This is a genomic window from Luteibacter sp., assembly GCF_036499525.1.
Classification (GTDB): Bacteria; Pseudomonadota; Gammaproteobacteria; order Xanthomonadales; family Rhodanobacteraceae; genus Luteibacter.
The window spans coordinates 68,568-81,777 of the sequence record NZ_DASYDO010000014.1 but is presented as its reverse complement, the minus strand read 5'-3'; the positions used below and the strand labels follow the sequence as shown (position 1 = coordinate 81,777).

At 62.7% G+C, this 13,210-nt stretch carries 11 protein-coding genes and 1 tRNA gene; 2 read left to right on the top strand and 10 right to left on the bottom strand.

Annotation, left to right across the window (positions count from 1 at the left end; genetic code table 11):
• The first annotated feature begins 15 nt into the window (after positions 1–15).
• Complete coding sequence (locus tag VGM71_RS02205; RefSeq protein ID WP_331542146.1) at positions 16–1,854, top strand: DUF262 domain-containing protein; 1,839 nt, start codon at positions 16–18, stop codon at positions 1,852–1,854.
• 501 nt (positions 1,855–2,355) lie between these two features.
• Here the strand turns inward: VGM71_RS02205 and VGM71_RS02200 are convergent.
• The 8 genes from VGM71_RS02200 to dtd form a co-directional block, all read right to left on the bottom strand.
• Positions 2,356–2,859, bottom strand: a complete 504-nt coding sequence (locus tag VGM71_RS02200; protein WP_414675075.1) for a JAB domain-containing protein — start codon at positions 2,857–2,859, stop codon at positions 2,356–2,358.
• Complete coding sequence (locus tag VGM71_RS02195) at positions 2,859–3,815, bottom strand: DUF932 domain-containing protein (RefSeq protein ID WP_331542145.1); 957 nt, start codon at positions 3,813–3,815, stop codon at positions 2,859–2,861. Before VGM71_RS02195 ends, VGM71_RS02200 begins: the two co-directional genes overlap by 1 nt.
• A gap of 300 nt (positions 3,816–4,115) precedes the next feature.
• Positions 4,116–5,327, bottom strand: a complete 1,212-nt coding sequence (locus VGM71_RS02190; protein WP_331542144.1) for a tyrosine-type recombinase/integrase — start codon at positions 5,325–5,327, stop codon at positions 4,116–4,118.
• Positions 5,328–5,518: 191 nt separating this feature from the next.
• Positions 5,519–5,594 (bottom strand) — tRNA-Ile (locus VGM71_RS02185).
• Between the two features lie 116 nt (positions 5,595–5,710).
• The gene (locus VGM71_RS02180; RefSeq protein ID WP_331542143.1) at positions 5,711–6,235 is read right to left on the bottom strand and encodes a hypothetical protein; all 525 of its coding nucleotides are present in this window, start codon (positions 6,233–6,235) and stop codon (positions 5,711–5,713) included.
• Positions 6,236–6,284: 49 nt separating this feature from the next.
• Positions 6,285–7,319: a type IV toxin-antitoxin system AbiEi family antitoxin gene (locus tag VGM71_RS02175; RefSeq protein WP_331542142.1), complete on the bottom strand. Its 1,035-nt coding sequence runs from the start codon at positions 7,317–7,319 to the stop codon at positions 6,285–6,287.
• Between the two features lie 152 nt (positions 7,320–7,471).
• Positions 7,472–9,331, bottom strand: a complete 1,860-nt coding sequence (gene rpoD, locus VGM71_RS02170; protein ID WP_331542141.1) for an RNA polymerase sigma factor RpoD — start codon at positions 9,329–9,331, stop codon at positions 7,472–7,474.
• A gap of 182 nt (positions 9,332–9,513) precedes the next feature.
• Entirely contained in the window at positions 9,514–9,954 is a 441-nt protein-coding gene (gene dtd / locus VGM71_RS02165) for a D-aminoacyl-tRNA deacylase (RefSeq protein ID WP_331542140.1), read from the bottom strand.
• A gap of 55 nt (positions 9,955–10,009) precedes the next feature.
• On the opposite strand from dtd, the gene VGM71_RS02160 reads away from it, so the two are divergent.
• Complete coding sequence (locus VGM71_RS02160; protein WP_331542138.1) at positions 10,010–10,915, top strand: lipid A biosynthesis acyltransferase; 906 nt, start codon at positions 10,010–10,012, stop codon at positions 10,913–10,915.
• Here VGM71_RS02160 and VGM71_RS02155 read toward each other — a convergent pair.
• Positions 10,890–11,213, bottom strand: coding sequence for a hypothetical protein (locus VGM71_RS02155; RefSeq protein WP_331542137.1), 324 nt, complete (start codon positions 11,211–11,213; stop codon positions 10,890–10,892). The genes VGM71_RS02160 and VGM71_RS02155 overlap by 26 nt on opposite strands.
• Positions 11,210–13,153 (bottom strand): ArnT family glycosyltransferase, encoded by a 1,944-nt coding sequence (locus tag VGM71_RS02150; protein WP_331542136.1) that lies wholly within the window; start codon positions 13,151–13,153, stop codon positions 11,210–11,212. Before VGM71_RS02150 ends, VGM71_RS02155 begins: the two co-directional genes overlap by 4 nt.
• Positions 13,154–13,210: the final 57 nt, after the last annotated feature.

Here is a 13,210-nt window from a genome sequence, read left to right as displayed (position 1 = left end):
CGAAAAAGGAAGAAGATGGCCCGCATCGAAAACCACAAATACAGCATCGAGGAGGCATTCCGTGAGTGCTTCTACATCGTCCCGGACTATCAGCGCGAATACGTCTGGACGGACAAGGAAGTGCACCAGCTCCTTGAAGACATCAATGAGCAGATTGATGCTGGTTCGACGCGGGAGTACTTCATCGGCACCGTGCTGGTGTCCCCGACCGATCAGAAGAATCACTACGAGGTGATCGACGGCCAGCAGCGCCTGACGACCTTCTTCCTGCTGCTCTGTGCACTGAAGCGTGTGTTTCAGGGTGAGCCACAGCGACATGTCGTCAGCGGCCTCATCTCGACCAGCTACACCGACAGCGACGGTGAGACGAGGACCAGTTTGAAGCTGGAGCCGCGCTACGAAAACGCCGGCGACGTCATGACGAAACTGGTAGAGCTGGACACCGATCCACAGGCCGTGCGCGTCGGCATGCAGGCGGCGGGCATTCCCAGCTTTGGCTCACTGGAGAACCTGGTCAACGCCTACGGCACTCTGTATCGGTACTTAAAGGACAACTACGACGACGCGACCAAGCTGAAGAAGTATTGGGGCTACCTGGCCAACAACGTTGTGTTCATTCAGATTTCGACCGATGTGAGCAGCGCGTTGAAGATCTTCGAGACCATCAACGAGCGCGGCGTCGGCCTGAACCCGATGGATTTGCTGAAAAACCTGCTGTTCACGCAGGTCAAGCAGACGCAGTTCACCCAGCTCAAGGATGAGTGGAAGAAGATCACCAAGCCGCTGGAGAAGGGCAAGGAAAAGCCGCTGCGGTTCCTGCGCTACTTCCTGATGGCCAACTATGTCATCAAGAACGACCGTGGTGATGCCGTGGTGCGGGAGGATGAGATCTACGACTGGTTTGTCGACAAGGACAACGCGGCGCTGTGCGACTACGCGACCAAGCCGTTCGAGTTCGTGCGCAAGGTTATTCGCAGCGTCGAGCACTACCTCGCCTTTGGCAACGGCCTCGGCAACGATGGCAAGCCCAATCTCGCGATGGACGGCCTCAAGCGTCTGGCTGGTGGCGCGTTCAGTTTGCACTACGTACTGCTGCTGGCGGCCGCTGCCTTGCCCAAGCCGCTGTTCGACCACTTTGTCACCCAGCTCGAGAGCTTCCTGTTCTATTACATCTTCACCAAGACCCCGACCAAGGATCTGGAGCGGAATTTCTCGCTATGGGCCGACGAGCTGAGGACAATTGCGGCGGTCACGGACCCAGCGACGCAGCGGGTTGCGCTCAACGCGTTCGTCGCGGACCGGTTCGAGAGCAACATGGCGGCGAAGTCACCGGAGCTGTCGGATGCGCTGAAGCGCTTCTCGCTGTACACCATGCAGCAATACCGGACGCGCTACCTGCTGGCCCGCTTGACCCAGCACGTCGACATGGCATTCAGCGGTGTGAAATCGCCCGGCAGCCTGGAACCGTACACCAGGCTCGAAATCGAGCACATCCTGCCGGACACGCCAACCGCAGAGCTGCGGCAAAAATGGGCGACTGAAAACCCGACTGCTGTCTACGATGACTACAAGAACCGGCTGGGCAATCTGACGCTGTTGGAGAAGCCGATCAATATCGTGGCAGGGAATGACTTCTACGCGGCGAAGCAGGCCGAGTACCGCAAGAGCAGCAACTACCTCACGCGTAGCTTGGTCGAGCTGACGAGTGTCGGGCAGAACACGTCCATCTCCAGGATCAATGAGCAGTTGAAAGCATTCCCCACGTGGGGCGCCGCATCGATCGAGAAGCGACACGGCATGCTCATCGCACTGGCTCGGGATGTTTGGAAAACGAAGCCTATTGATCTCAGGTGAGAGAGCGCAAAAGCGTATTCTTTCGAACTATGGCCCAACTGGTGTTCGTACGGACCCTCATCCTGAGCAAGAAAAAAAGTACTTGGATGCATGGCGCCAGGAGCATCTGCTCCCGGCGCCATGCATCCTGTTTACATCAGTCATCGAGCTGGGTATGGCGGGCCTGAAGAAACCTCAGCAGTCCGTACATAGCAAACCCGTAGACGACGCCACCGCCAATGAATGCAAACATGACTTCACCCTCCTGATGCGCTAGCTCGTCCGGACCACGCGTGATGCGAGCCGGCGAGCCAGTCGTGATCCATCGGCATCTGCCGGTTCGATGCTAGGGTCGCTCGCCGTCTCGCTCTCCAACCACTGCTGGCGGTCGAGCGTGCGCGCGTCGACAAGCCGCAAAGCTGTCTGTCTCTTCATATGTCCTCTTCTGAAAAAGAAACGCCCGGCCATGGGGCCGGGCGGTATGCCGCTTCCTCGGAGGAGTGGGGCGACGTGCAGGGCGCGCTACATCAGATCGCGCGTAGCCATCGAGACCACGTCGGTGGCGGTCACCACGAAGTGATCCAACACGCGGATATCCACCAGGCCGAGAGTTTCCCTCAAGCGTGAGGTCAAAATTCGGTCCGCCGGGGATGGCTCGGGATCGCCGCTCGGGTGGTTGTGCGCCAGCATGACTGCCACCGCATTCAAGGCCAGCGCGCGTTGGACCACCACGCGTGGATGCACCTCGGCTCCGTCCACGGAGCCGGAAAACAGGCGTTCGACCGCGATGAGCCGGTGGCGGTTGTCCAAGAAAGCCACCTCGAAGTGCTCCCGGCTCTCTTCACCCAGTCGCAGGCGGAAGAATTGCGCGGCAGTCGGCGGATCCTTCATGAACTGCCCGGGGGTCAGGGCCCGTGCCGACAGGATGCCCAGCGCCTGCGCGATGACGGCATCCTGCTGGTCGCGGGAGATGGCCTCGCGGGTGGCCCCGTGCTCGACAGGTTTCCTTACCGCCATGGCGCGCATCAGGCCACCCCCTTGACCAGCTCATCCCACGCCCGCTGCTTGATCTGCGCGCCCTGTCCAAACCACGCCGCGTCCCGGCGGTGATCCTCGGTACGGGCTCGTCGGTGGTGGTCGACGAACTCGGTGACGCTGTTGAGCAGGCCCCAAGCTGTCCCGCGGCTGGAGGCCATCTGGGCGCCACGGCCACCGCCCTCGTACAACGCCCGGACGGTCGCCACCGCCTGCTCGTTGACGACCGCCGTGCGGCTGTCCTGCCCCGGATAGGTCAGTACCCGACGCAGCAGGCCCTCGGCCGAGTCCGGATCGACGGGCTTGTCGACCAGCGCCTTCATGCGTGCGACGAACCCGTCCCACGACGACACGGTGATGCCAAGCTGCCGCTTCACCGCATCCGGATCGAACTGACTGCGGTGCGGCACCTTGATGGCCCCCTGACCATGGCCCAACGCGATCTGCAAGGTGTTATTGCAGACCACCCGCACGCTGGTGAACTGCGCCGTGGTAGCCAGCGTGCCATCGCAGGCCGTGGCTAGCAGAAGATAGCCATCGATCTTGTCCCGGCTCTTGAGCGTGGTGCTCTGACCGGTACGTGCCAGCGCCCAGAACTTGCGGCCTTCACGCAGCACTCCTGCCGTTTCCAGCTCGAAGCCGTTGCATGCAGTCAGGTCACGGTAGAACTCTAGGATCTCGCCCGGCTGGACGACCTTGAATCGCTTGCTGACGACGGCGAGTGGCGCGGTGGTATCGGAGCGATACAGCACTTTCTGCTCCGGAAAGGCGTTGATGACGCCCACATGGCTTTTGCCGCTGATGTAGCGAACTTCGGACTCCTCGATCTCCCAGTCCATGCCGGCGTTGGCCTTCCAGACGTCAATCGGCTGCTGGGCTTCGAGCCTCTTCCCCCGGCCATGCCAAGGCTTCTCGCCGGCATAGGCCATCGTTTCGACCAAATGCATGTTCGTTTCCTCTCGATGAGGCGGCATAAACGCCGAAGGCCCGGGGGATCCCGGGCCTTCGGCGTATGTCGCATGGTGAGTTGGATCAGGGCGCTTTCGTGGTCTTGCTGCTGCAGCGGGCGAAACCCAACAGCAGGGTGGCCGCGACAACAAGCACGCAGGTGAGCGTGTCATTCTTCGGCGGGATCATGCTTCCTCCCAGCAGCGAGCACATCAGGGCGGATGCGCCCTCACGCGAGACGGGATCTCCTCTGTCTCGTATGAGTGATATGTGCCTGAAATTCTTTTCGTTCGTCTGCCTTACCGCGAGTGGCGCTCGAATGGGATGACCTTGGCGCCCAAACGGAGCCCATCCAGGTAGTCCGCCCACGATTGCATCATCTTCCTACGCTCCGGCAGATGGGCTGTACGGTTGTAGGCGCGACCGTTCGGATCTCTCACCGCATGGGCAAGCTGATGCTCGATGTAATCGGGCCGAAAGTGCAGCACCTCGTCCAGAACCGTGCGCGCCATGGCACGGAATCCGTGGCCGCACATCGTCTCGCCGTCGAAACCCATGTAGCGCAACGCGCTGTTGACTGTGTTCTCCGACATGGGGCGGCGCAGGCTACGTATGCTTGGGAAAACGAACTCGCTGCGTCCCGTCAGGGGCTGTAAGTCGCGCAGCACGGCTACAGCCTGATGCGCCAAAGGCACAATGTGTGGCGTATTTGTCTTGCTGGCTACGTATCGCCATTCGGAAACGTCCAGGTTCAGGTCGGCCCACCGGGCCTTGCGCAACTCACCTGGGCGAACGAAAACCAACGGCGCCAGCTTCAACGCCGCAATCGTAACGGGCGAACCTTTGTAAATCTCAATGGCACGCAACAGCTCGCCAATGCGTGCGGGATCGGTGATGCTCGCGAAGTGCCTGGTCTGTGGTTGGACCAGCGCACCGCGAAGATCGGCTGACGGGTCGCGTTCTGCGCGTCCGGTAGCGATGGCATAACGGAATACCCGTCCTGCAAACCCACGGGCACGATGCGCCGTTTCCAGTACACCGCGCTGCTCCAGCTTGCGCAGCGCAGCCAGCAATACTGGGGCAGTGATTTCTGTCACCGGCAGATGGCTGAGGCCGATCAGGTCTTTCTCGATCATCCGCATGTCGCGTGCGACGCTGCCAGCCCCCATACCTTCTTTTGAGCGCTTGTTCAGAAACTCGCCAGCGATGGCTGCAAAAGTGTTGGCAGTGCTCTCCATCTTCGCTGCCCGCGCGGCCCGCACCGCGTTGGCGGGGTTGACGCCGCCTCTGACGAGTGCGCGTGCCTTGTCGCGCTCGGCACGCGCATCAGCTAACGATGTAGCCGGGTACTCACCCAGCGGCAACATGCTCGCATTGCCCGCGTGGCGATAACGATAGCGCCACAGCTTCGAGCCACTGGGGCGTACCTCCAAGCAAAGCCCATTGGCATCAGCAACGCGATAGATGTTGGCGCGAGGCTTTAGGGCGCGAATCTTGACGTCGGTAAGCATGTGGTTCGCCGGATGTGAGTAACGGGAGTGTGAGTAAGGCACCATGCGACGTGCCTCGTTACTCACAGCCTTACTCACTTCCCGCGTGGACGCAACTGGACGACCATGCACTGACCGGGACGAAAAACCCCGCATTCCGCGGGGTTTCGGCCTGATTGCTGGACTTTGCTGGGTGCCGTCGGACGGCTAGATGGTGGGCCCACCAGGACTCGAACCTGGAACCAAAGGATTATGAGTCCTCTGCTCTAACCATTGAGCTATAGGCCCTTGCGGCGCAAGGAGTGTAACGGATGGCGCCGGGCAGGTGGAGAGGCTCCTGAGCCAACGTAGAGCAGTAGAAGCGATCCGCGTGCAGGTAGGCGCTTTCGCCCGGCCATTTCAGTTCATCCGCGCAGCTCACCCGCGAGATCATTGAGTAGCTCGTGGAACATGTCCGGTGGGCTATCCAGGTCCGAGCGCTCTGCATAAGCATCGAGCGCGAGTTGTCTGACGTTCGCAGGTGTCAATACGCTTTGTACGGCAAGCAATGTCCCGGCGCTGCAAAGCTGCCTGACATCGCGCCCGAGCAATCTGGCCGAACCCCGCTGGTAATCGTGCCCCACGTCGTCCAGCAGAGCAGGGTCATCATACATTCGCTCGATGTTCCCCAGTTCTGCGTAATGGCTCAGTAAGGTGTAGAGGTCGCTGGCGTCCTTGCGTGTTGCAGCGTGGCGGTCGTTCCAGGCGAACAGCTTGAGCAAAGCCAGTCCGGGCGTGTCCAGTACGTCGATAACGGTACCACCTACATCAACTTGGGATGCCGCCCTGGCTGCATCCGGATACCCTTCGACGTTCATCTCGACCTCTGGATCGTTCGGCCATCTGAACTTCGGTCCGCCCGCGCCTGGGCCGAACGGCACGATGTCCACGGGATTAGAGTGTCTGCTCGCAGGGTCCAGTGGAGCACTGGCCCTCAGTTTAAGCACCGACATAGTCTTTCCGTATCAGCGCCGCCGCCTCTGCTGCGCGTGAGTCCTTCATGGTGAGGAGGTCCGCATAGATGAGCAGCGGATTCACGATGCCGTGTGTATGCGCGTATGTTTCGTCGAAATGCCAGAAACGCTCGACAAACTCTATTGCGCCCGCGGGATCTGCCCGTAAGCGATATTTCCTGAGAAGTGGGTTCATCGCATCGCCGGCGACGCCTTCCGATAGGTAGATCGTCTGTGTGGCGGGCCGTAAAAAGCCGTTCAATCTATGGGCGGCGACTTCGCCGCCCCAAAGTGCGTCGGACCCAAGATCCGCATCTTTCCACCAGTCCGGCGTCGGCGCGCTGAAGCGACGCTGGCCCAATCGTGGGCGGAGTTTGTGGGGGAAGTTAGTCACCCACTCGCCTTGGAGACGGTCGAGCGCCAGGAAGTGCCTGCGCTTATCGCTGTCCCGCGCCGACACAAGACCGCGTTGCTCGAGGTCAGCGAATATAGGCGGTATGGCACCCAGGGATACTCCTGCCGCCATGGCCAGCTCGCGGTAGGGCGCAAAGAGCAATGGGCGATGGCAGAGCAAGGCGTAAACCACGCGCAGGGATGCGTAACTGGTACCGCCCCTGTAAGGGGAGGGTGAGGTGGTTCGGGACGGGCGGTTCCCCCGCACCAGCACCCACCGTGTGCCTGCGCGGAGCAAGCAGTTGCCGGCGGTGTCCATGAAGTCCAGGTCGATTTCCCGGCAGTGGTCGATCTGCCCGCTTGTGAGGTGATGGGTCACGAGAAGAGGGCGCGACCGATGGTCGTGCGGCGTAAGTTGCTGTTTTATAAGTGTTAGCTGAGCGTCGCCAACGATCCGGCGTTTGCATTCGGCCACGAACGAAAGAACGCCATCAGGAAATTCAACGGTTATGAGCCCGTCCGGGCGGTAGCCGCCCGGTGCGTCTAGCGCGGGAAGAATGCGGATAGACAGACCCGTGGTTGCTTCGACGGCCTGGGCAGCATCCTGGATCAGCGTAAGCTCGCTCATACCGGACCCTTGTTCAATAATTTCATATGTTCATTTTTATAAAACATATAAAACAATTGAACAAGGGTCCGGAGGTCACCGATTAGGTTGAAAGCTAAAAAGAAAACGCCCGCTTGCGCGGGCGTTCTCGTCTTGCCGAGTCCCGCTATCGATCAATCAATATCAAGAAACGACCGCAACGTCTCCGAGCGGCTCGGGTGGCGCAGCTTGCGCAGGGCCTTGGCTTCGATCTGGCGGATGCGCTCGCGGGTGACGTCGAACTGCTTGCCGACTTCTTCCAGCGTGTGGTCCGTGTTCATGTCGATGCCGAAGCGCATGCGCAGCACCTTGGCTTCACGCGGGGTGAGGCCGGCGAGCACGTCGCGCACGGTTTCCATGAGACCCGTTTCGGTGGCCGACTCGACAGGCGAGCTGGCGTTGGTGTCTTCGATGAAGTCGCCAAGATGCGAATCTTCATCGTCACCGATCGGGGTTTCCATGGAGATCGGTTCCTTCGCGATCTTCAGGACCTTGCGGATCTTGTCTTCCGGCATTTCCATTTCCTTCGCCAACTCTTCCGGCGTCGGCTCGCGGCCGAACTGCTGGAGCATCTGGCGGGAAATGCGGTTGAGCTTGTTGATCGTCTCGATCATGTGCACCGGGATACGGATGGTGCGCGCCTGATCGGCGATCGAGCGGGTAATGGCCTGGCGGATCCACCAGGTGGCGTACGTGGAGAACTTGTAGCCGCGGCGGTACTCGAACTTGTCCACCGCCTTCATCAGGCCGATGTTGCCTTCCTGGATGAGGTCGAGGAACTGCAGGCCGCGGTTCGTGTACTTCTTGGCGATGGAGATCACCAGGCGCAGGTTCGCCTCGACCATTTCCTTCTTGGCGCGACGGGCCTTCGCCTCGCCCACGGACATGGCGCGGTTGATTTCCTTGATGTCGGTGAGCGGCAGGTACAGCGTGCGCTCGATCTGGGCGAGCTTCTCCTGCTCACCGTCGATCGCCTCGCGGTAGTTCTTGATGTTCGGCGACCACTTCTGGCGCTTGCGCGACAGCTCGGCGGCCCACTCGAGGTTGCCCTCGTTGGACGGGAAGCTCTTCAGGAACTCGGCGCGCGGCATCTTCACCTGCTTGACGAAGATGTCCATGAGCACGCGCTCGTGGTGACGGATGTCGTTCACCACTTCGCGCAGCTTGCGCACGAAGCTGTCGATGAGCGCCGACGGAAGCTTCAGGTTGAGGAAGGCCTCCGACATCTGCTCGCGGATCTTCGCGACCTTCTTGTCGTTGATTTCCGCCTTCGGCGCGGCCTTCTGGAACTTGCCGTGCAGCGAACGCAGTTCTTCCATGCGGCGCTTGACCTCTTCCGGGTCAGGGCCAGTCGGACCGGCTTCCTCTTCCTCGGCGGTGCCGTCGGTCGAGTCGTCGTCGCCGTCCGATTCGCCATCCGCGTCGACATTGGCGTCGGCTTCGGCCTGGGCGGCGTCGGCGGCTTCCTCGAGATCGGCGAAGCCTGCCAGGATTTCGCTCAGGCGGCGCTTGCCCTCCACGTGCTGGTCGTATTCCTCGAGCAGCAGCTGGATGGTGAGCGGGAAGCTGGCCAGCGCGGTCTGTACCTGGCTCAGGCCTTCCTCGATGCGCTTGGCGATGGCGATCTCGCCTTCGCGGGTCAGCAGTTCGACGGTGCCCATCTCGCGCATGTACATGCGGACGGGGTCGGTGGTGCGGCCCACCTCCGCGTCGACAGCCGAAAGCAGCGCCACGGCTTCTTCGGCCGCGGACTCGTCGTCCGTGCTGGTGCCCGGGGCGGCGCCGTCGGAGATGGTGTCGGTGTCGGGTGCGGAATCGTGGACCTCGATGCCGACGCCCTTGAGCACCGCCATGATGTCTTCGATCTGCTCCGGATCGACGATATCGTCGGGCAGGTGGTCGTTGATTTCGGCGTAGGTCAGGTAGCCCTGCTCCAAACCCTTGGAGATGAGCTGTTTGATTTCAGACTGTTGCTCGTGAGCTTTATTAGTCATGCCGACCGCCGCGGGTTACAGGAACCGATCAGTATAGTCATTTGATGATTTTTTGACCAGTTTTCAAGTGGATCGGGCTCATCGTCGTAACGCAAGAATCGCGCCAAAAGGCCGGTTGGGACGGGCGATTCAGCGAGGCGATGAGAAGGGTGCGAGACCGGGAAGCCCCGCGCAGTGACGCCTCAGTGCACCTCCAGGAGGAAGGTGACCGGGCCGTCGTTGATCAGGTGAACCTTCATATGGGCACCGAAGCGTCCGGTTTCCACCCCCGGCTGGGCCATCCGGGCCAGGTCCACCAGGCGGTCGAACCAGCGTCGGCCCTCCTCGGGCGGCGCGGCCGTGGTGAAGCTGGGACGCATGCCCTTCCGGGTGTCGGCGGCCAGGGTGAACTGGCTGACCAGGAGCAGACCGCCGCCGGTATCGGCAAGGGCGAGATTCATCTTCCCGCCGGGGTCCGGGAAAATCCGGTAGCCGCGCAGCCGCTCCAGCATGCGCACGCACTGTGCCTCGCCGTCGCCGGGCTCCACCGCGACCAGCGCGAGCAGTCCGGGACCGATGGCGCCCACAGTTTCCCCGGCGACATCGACGCGCGCGGATTCGACCCGCTGGATGAGTGCAATCATGGAAGTTTTAACGGCTGGTGGGCGCCAAGCTTAATCGCGAACTACACTCCGCAGGATGCGTCCCGACATCTATCTTCTTTACCTGCTGCTCAGGCTCGTGAGCCTGTTCCCCTTGCGCACCGTCCATGCCCTCGGCGCGTGGATAGGCCGCCGCTCCCTGCGCGCGAAATCCCGCAGCGCGCGATTCAGCGACGTGAACCTGCATCTTGCCCGCCCTGAACTGGGCCATGCCGAGCGGATGGAGTTGCTGCGCCGGACCATGGAGGAGTCCGGCAAGTCGGTGACCGAAGTGGCCGCGATCTGGGGCGGCGGGGCGGAGAAGGCGCTGGGACTGGTGCGCGAGGTGGTGGGCGGCGAGTTGTTCGCCGAGGCTCTGGCCTCGGGCAAGGGCGTGATCGTCGCGGCGCCCCACCTGGGGTGCTGGGAGCTTCTGAACTACTGGCTGAGCAGCAAGACACCCATGGCGATCCTCTACCGGCCACCGCGTATCCATGCCATCGAGGCTCTGCTGCGCAAGGTGCGCGGCAAGCTGGCGCCGGAGCAGGTGCGGGCGGAAGGGGCCGGTGTACGCACGCTGTTCAAGCGCCTGGGTGCCGGCGGTACCGTCGGCATCCTTCCGGACCAGAAGCCGCGCGAAGGGGAGGGCGAGTTCGCGCCGTTCTTTGGCGTCGACGCGCTCACCATGGTCCTGCTCCCCCGGCTGGCGGCGCGTACCGGCGCGACCGTATTGTTCAGCTTCGCCGAACGCCTTCCAAACGGCGAGGGCTTCCGCATCCACGTGCTGCCCGCTCCCGAGGGCATCGACAACGGCGACCTGAAGATCGCCTGCACGGCTCTGAACCGTGGCGTGGAGCAGTGCGTGGAGCGAGCCTTCGCGCAGTATCAGTGGCACTACAAACGCTACACGTCCCGCCACCGGGCGGATCCTTACAAGGCTAACGCGGGCGCGAAAGCCTGTTGAGGAACACGGTCATTTCCTTCGCGGCCTGGATGTCGCCGCGGGCGGTGGCCGTGTCGACGCCGGAACGCCAGGCGGCTGCGGCGCCTGCCTCGTCCTCGATGGCGAGCAACGCCTTGCCGAGCAGCTTCCACGCCGCCGAGTAGTGCGGATCGAAATCGAGAGCGTCGCGGAAGGCCTGCGCGGCCTCCGCATACGCGCCATCGCCGAGCAGCGCGGTGCCGAACGAAAAACGTAGCAGCGCCCCATCGCGAACGCCTCCGAGTTGTGCGCGCAAGCGCTCGACGAGGGTATCGGTCATCGCAATGCCGTCCGCGTGCGCCAATAATCCTGCGGATACAGCAGGGTCGGCTGCCTCGGCTCCGGCGGCAGGCGTCCGTCGTGCAATGCATCCAGCGTGGGCGCGTCCCAGATCATCAGCCAGCCCGTGCGCGAGGGCTGGATCAGTCGTGCGTAACGGAAGGCATCCGCGGGCGGGTGCTTCGCGTAGGAGACGACGACGCCGTCGGGATGGTGGCTGGCGAAGTCGGTCAGGCTGTCGCCGTTGTGCACGATGTTGTCGTCGTCCTCGTCCACCTGCACGGGCATGCCCGGGGCGACCTTGATCCTCGCGATCGGGTGCATCAGGCGTCCGGCGAAGTGGTACTGGCCGTTGTACGACACGCCGAGGTTCCCGATGGGACGCCCGGCGGCATCGGCCTGTGCGAGGAACAGCGAGGCCGGGGTCAGGTCATACCGATACCAGAGGCCGAGCGTGAACAGGGCATTGAGCGCCACCGTTCCGATGAGTCCCGCGAACGCGAGCCGGCGCATCTCGCCGCGGCCGCGAAGCAGGAGCAACGCGCCGAGCACGATGAAGATCACACCGAAGAAGCGCGCATAGGGTGCCATGCCCACGAGCCAGATATTGTCCGGGAAGCGGGTGGGCACCACCGAGGGCATGGCGAACAGAAGGATCGCGAGGATGAAGGCGCCCAGCGACAATGGCCACGTGCCCAGCGCGTAGTGCGATGCCAGGCCCACGTGCCGTTCGCGCAGGTCGGCCACCGCGGCTGCCACCAGCATGGTGGCGCCGGCCAGTTCGGGCAGCACGTAGTAGAGCTGCTTGCCGGTGATGAGCGAGAAGGTGAGCAGGGTCGGCAATAGCCAGGACACCAGGAAGCGCAGGCCGGGCTCGAGCGGCTGGCGCACGAGGGTGACCCATAGCGGGAACACCACCAGCACCACCAGCAGCTTTTCGAGCCATCCCGGGAAGGGCGCGCCGATGGCCGCCACGAGCAGGAGCAACAACGCCACGCCCGCGCAGATCAGCCGCGCTTTCGTACCCGGCTGCCAGGGCCGGCGGAAGAGCGTGACCGGTACCGCGACGATGCCGCGCAGCCAGCCGCTCAGCGGAAAGAGCAGGACGGGCAGGTAGACGAGGTAGTACCAGGCGGGATGCGCATGGTTCTGCAGGTCCTCCGCGTTCGTGTCCACGACACGGCCGGCGGTCTGGGTGAAGAACAGGCGCTGGCGATAGGCTTCGCCACCGGCTTCGCCGGCGGGGATCGCCCAGGCCAGCAGGAGGGCGAAGCCGAGCAGCATGCCGAGTACGCCAAACCCATACCAGCGGCCCTTGTTCTGCCGCGCCCAGTCGTTCCACATCGGCCCGAACAGGAAGGGAAAGAGCACATGGACCGCCATGACCGGGCCCTTGGTCAGGAGGCCGGCACCGATCATCAGGCCGAACAGCCACCAGCGTGGTTTGGCGCGCGTGGCGGTGGGGGTCAGGCAGAGCAGGGCGGCCAGCACCCAGACGACGAGCAGTACTTCGTACATGATCTGCAGGCCGAACAGGAACGAGTAGGCCAGGGCCATCAAGAGCCATGGCGTGGCCTTGGCCACCCAAGGGCGGGTCGGGAACAGGCGGGCCGCCAGTACCGAGGCCAGCACCAGCTGCGCACCGCCGAAGGCGACTTCCAGGACCCGGGGCCAGACATCGTTCACGCCGAACACCGCCCAGCCGGCATGGATCATCCAGAACAGCAGAGGCACCTTTTCGCTGTACGGCTCGCCGTTGATGTGCGGTACCAGCCAGTGCCCGTGCGCCCACATCTCCCAGGCGACGGCGAGCGTCCGTGTCGAGAACATCGGCATCGGGCCATGCGCGAAAATGGCCAGCAAGGCCATCGCGGCCCAAAGCGGCAGCCACGGCCAAAGGGCGCGAAGATGTTCCGATCGGGTATAGGCGCTGTTGGACAAGGGCGTCGTCACCGTTAAAGGATCATGAATTCTAAACGCATTGAGCCACTTCGGGTA